We start from the raw sequence: 4,029 nt of genomic DNA, 5'->3' as shown, positions 1-4,029 counted from the left end.
ATACTGAATAAATCTTTCTGTAAGGCATTTTGTAACATCGACTGCCAGGCAGAAAGATCTTCTTTATCCGGTTGGGTGATTTTTTCTTCGAATCGGGCCGTTTGATTACCACCGGCATGTTGCGCCAGAGTGCAGGCCTTGTCTGCATTTTCCAATGCTGTTTGCGCGGAAGCTACATTTTCACTGACGCGTGCGATACCAATACTGCAATGTAAATCAATGATTTTACCGTTGGCATGGGATACAAATTCATCAACACTTTTCAGAAAGGCTTCAGCACGTTGGTTCACCGTACTTTCATCAGCACTCGGCACAATAATCGTAAAGATCTGGTCACCATAACGGCCAAGCTTTTCACCTTCCTGGGCAGTTTTTTGTAACTGTTCACCAACACTTTTAATTACTATGTCACTGTTAGTCAGTCCTACTAATTCTTTTATTTGCTGAAAATCATCTAACACCAGGTAAAGCAATGCTGAATCACTTTGATTTTCAGCAGCCTGATTAACCGCGTGTTGAAGCTCGTCGACAAAACGAGTACGGCTGTATACTCCAGTGAGTAAATCAAAATCACGTAATTGTTTTAATTGCTCATCATCTTCAGTAATGTCTTCACTACGTTCGCGAACAACGACCTGAGTGCAGTCTTCTCCTTCCACTTGTGCATGACTGAATTCGATATCCGCATCAAACGCATAACCATCATTTCTCAGACACTGGGCTGTCAGTATTGCCGGACTTGCATCAACTTTTTCGGTGAATTGGCGGAATACCATTTTGAATTTGGCATGATCTTCACTATCAATCAAATCCAGAATGGGCAAACCATCAATATCTTCCTGTTCTTCATAGCCAAACAGATTGAGATAAGCCCCGTTGACATATATGTGCATGCCCTCATGCATATAGGCCACAGCATCCCGTGAACTTTCCAGCAATGCACGTGAACGTTTTTCACTTTCACGTAAAGCCCGTTCATTTCGTCGCCCCAGACGCCGCATGAATAAGTTATCCAGCTCCCGTTCGGCAACAAATTTCAGGCGCTCAACATCATCTTTCAAAATGACATCCTGAACGCCCGTTCGAAATAACTCTTTTTCAGCCGCTTTATTTTCGGTTATCACAATGCAGGGGAGATCTTTGCCAAGATGTTTGATTAAGTTCACTATTTCGATGGGTGCCAGTGATGGAAGCGCATCACGGCAGATAACCAGATCCCAGCTTTGATTACTTAAACACTGTTCCAGTGCATCATACTCATCTTCTCTCCCGGCGCGGACCGCATGTCCAGCACTTCGTAAGACGTTAATGATGGCATCAGCTTCGGTCAGCGAGTCATCAACAATTAATAGCCGTAAAATACCTTCAGCTCTCGCCACGCTGTTCACCTTTATTGAATTGCACCGGTGCACTCCCTTCCAGTTGGGTCATGGTTAATGCCATCCAGTCATACACTTGCTGGTTAACGGCAGTCGCCGACAAAACCTGAGTATCAATCTTAGCGCCAATCACCATCCGGATCACGCCCGGCCGTTTCAGAAAGCCGCTTTTTGCCCAAAAACTACCGGCATTATGGGCTACCGGCACCACTGGAACCCCAGCATCTACGGCTAAACGTGCTCCCCCGATGCCAAACCGCCCAATGGTTCCGGGAGGTAAACGGGTACCCTCAGGAAATACCACCACCATGGCACCGGATTGTAACCGTTCCTTACCCTGCTCAATCACCTGATTCAGAGCTTGACGACCGGCATTACGATCAATGGCGATGGGGCGTAATGAAGCAAGTCCCCAACCAAAAAACGGAATCCACAATAATTCGCGTTTCAACACCCAGACCTGTGGTGGAAATACGGCCTGCAATGCCAGCGTTTCCCAAGCGGATTGATGTTTACATAAAACCACACAAGGTTCATTCGGTATGTTTTCTCGCCCCTCAACTTCCAGCTTAAGACCACAAATAATTTTCAGCAGCCATATATTCATCACCGCCCAGCGGCTGACTACCCAGTAGCGTTGTTTAAAAGGTAATGGCCAGATTAACACCCCTACCACTGAAAAAAGTATGGCAGTTGTCGCATAAATAATCAGAAAAATGAACGAACGGAAAGTCTGCATCAAATATCGGCTTCCAATAAGGCATCGGCAACTGCAGCCAGATTGTCATAGACCGGCACCCCTTTCGGAATACCTTTTTTAACAGTTTTTTCACCTTTTCCGGTACGCACCAGAATGGGTTTGGCACCAGCAGACTGCGCTGCCTGGATATCGCGAAGTGAGTCACCCACAGCAGGCACATGACCCAGATTAACCCTTAGGCGATGAGCCAGATCTTTAAATGCAGCATCTTTAGGTTTACGGCAATCACAATTATCATCCGGTCCATGCGGACAGAAAAAAATGGCTTCAATGCGTCCGCCAACCTGTGCCAGCATGCGCCGCATTTTGCTGTGGATACGGTTTAGTGTTTCTACATCCAGTAAACCTCTTGCGATACCGGACTGGTTCGTAATAATCACCACCCGATAACCAGCATAATTCAGTCTCGCAATGGCTTCCAGGCTGCCCTCTATAGGCTCCCATTCAGACGGTGATTTAATAAACTCATCGGAATCATGGTTTATCACACCATCACGATCAAGAATTATCAGCGACATATATGCATCCTAATTTTGTAATCGGGAAATATCCGCCACACCCAAAAACAATGCCCGTGTCTGATTTAACAGCGCCAGACGATTATGACGAATAGCTTCATCTTCTGCCATAACCATGACTTCGTCAAAAAAGGCATCAATACTGTCGCGCATGTCAGCCAGTCGACGTAATACGCCGGTGTAATCCGCGTTTTGCATCATCGGACCAACATCTGCAGAAACACGTTTTAACGTTTCAGCCAGCTGCTGCTCTGCCGTTTCTTCAAGCAAATCCGGATTCAATTGCAGATCAGCTTCATATGCCGCATTTTTGCGAAGAATATTATCAATCCGTTTATTCCCCGCCGCCAGCGCTTCAGCCTGCTCCATTTCCCGAAATGCCGATACAGCCCGCATTCGATGCATAAAGTCTAAAGGGCGTGTCGGTTGCAAAGCCAGCACAGCTTCAAATACATCACCATGATGTCCTGCATCTGCGGCATAGCCGCGTAATCGGTCAAACAGGTATTGCATCACCGGTTCAACAATGTCGGTTTCAGTCAGTTGTTGGTCGTAACTTTGTACCGACTGCTGTAACAGTTCGGCCAGATCCAGATCCAGATCATTTTCAATAATGATTCGCAATACACCAAGCGCAGCGCGACGTAAGGCAAACGGGTCCTTGGCACCTGATGGTGGTTGACCAATACCAAACAGACCACATAGGGTATCGATTTTTTCAGCCAGGCTCAGTGCCTGACCAGTTTTACCTTGTGGCAATACATCGCCAGCGAAGCGAGGCAGATACTGTTCATCCATTGCCATTGCGAGTTCTTCCTGCTCACCATCCAGGCGTGCATAAAAGCTGCCCATAATGCCTTGCAGCTCAGGAAATTCACCAACCATTTCAGTGACCAAATCGCATTTAGCCAGCATTGCTGCGCGCGCCGCCAAAGCAGTATCGCCACCAATGTTTACCGCAATAAAGCTGGCCAGTTTTGCCACACGCTGTGATTTGTCATGCACCGTCCCCAATTGTTTCTGGAATACAATAGTTTTGAGCTGCTCCTGACGATCGGCTAATGGCCGTTTCCGATCGGTATCCCAGAAAAATGCCGCATCACTTAAACGTGGCAGAATTACTCGTTCATTACCCGCAATGACCTGTGCAGGATCACGGCTTTCAATATTACAAACGGTAATAAAATAGGGCAGTAACATACCTGCAGCGTCTTCTACCGGAAAATATTTTTGATGGCCCTGCATTGAGGAAATCAATGCCTGTGATGGTAATTCCAGAAAACGCTTGTCAAATTCACCGGATAAGGCAACTGGCCACTCCACCAGCCCCGTCACTTCGTCGAGTAATTCGTCATCAATGATGGCCTGACCC

The 4,029-nt window shown here is 46.8% G+C and carries 4 protein-coding genes; all 4 read right to left on the bottom strand.

Annotation, left to right across the window (positions count from 1 at the left end; all coding sequences use genetic code 11):
• Nucleotides 1-1,379, bottom strand: a 1,379-nt coding sequence (locus B3O33_RS00260; RefSeq protein ID WP_292362703.1) for a diguanylate cyclase domain-containing protein, incomplete at its 3' end; no start/stop codon positions are given.
• A complete protein-coding gene (locus B3O33_RS00255; RefSeq protein WP_292360524.1) occupies nucleotides 1,366-2,118 on the bottom strand; it encodes a lysophospholipid acyltransferase family protein in 753 nt (250 codons plus the stop codon). The genes B3O33_RS00260 and B3O33_RS00255, both read right to left, overlap by 14 nt.
• Nucleotides 2,118-2,657: a D-glycero-beta-D-manno-heptose 1,7-bisphosphate 7-phosphatase gene (gmhB, locus tag B3O33_RS00250; protein WP_292360526.1), complete on the bottom strand. Its 540-nt coding sequence runs from the start codon at nucleotides 2,655-2,657 to the stop codon at nucleotides 2,118-2,120. Before gmhB ends, B3O33_RS00255 begins: the two co-directional genes overlap by 1 nt.
• Nucleotides 2,658-2,666: 9 nt before the next feature.
• The coding region (glyS, locus tag B3O33_RS00245) for a glycine--tRNA ligase subunit beta (RefSeq protein WP_292362701.1) at nucleotides 2,667-4,029 on the bottom strand (1,363 nt) is incomplete at its 5' end.

The sequence above is a fragment of the Methylophaga sp. UBA1464 genome (assembly GCF_002325665.1).
GTDB lineage: Bacteria > Pseudomonadota > Gammaproteobacteria > Nitrosococcales > Methylophagaceae > Methylophaga.
Note: the sequence above shows the minus strand (reverse complement) of the source record. Positions and strands in the feature narration are given on the sequence as shown.